This is a genomic window from Marinicauda pacifica (genome assembly GCF_004793635.1).
Classification (GTDB): Bacteria; Pseudomonadota; Alphaproteobacteria; order Caulobacterales; family Maricaulaceae; genus Marinicauda; species Marinicauda pacifica.
Genome location: NZ_SRXV01000072.1, coordinates 1 through 309, shown reverse-complemented (window position 1 = coordinate 309; position 309 = coordinate 1). Strand labels below are relative to the sequence as shown.

Here is a 309-nt window from a genome sequence, read left to right as displayed (position 1 = left end):
TGTTGAGCCTGGCTCATGGTGTTAATCTCCCAGCTTGATCTCGACGTCGACGCCAGCAGACAGGTCGCGCTTCATCAGCGCGTCCACTGTCTGCGGCGTCGGGTCAACGATATCCAGGACGCGCTTGTGAGTGCGCATCTCGAACTGCTCGCGAGATTTCTTGTCGATGTGCGGACCCCGCAGCACCGTGAACTTTTCGATCCGCGTCGGCAGCGGGATCGGCCCGCGTACCGCCGCGCCAGTGCGCTTCGCCGTGGAAACGATCCCCCGCGCGGACGAATCCAGCACGCGGTGATCGAAAGCCCGGAG

1 protein-coding gene is annotated in these 309 nt (G+C 63.4%); it reads right to left on the bottom strand.

What is annotated here, in order from left to right; translation table 11 throughout:
• Positions 1-21: 21 nt before the first annotated feature.
• A partial coding sequence (gene rpsJ, locus E5162_RS14435) for a 30S ribosomal protein S10 (RefSeq protein ID WP_135945961.1) occupies positions 22-309 on the bottom strand: 288 nt, incomplete at its 5' end.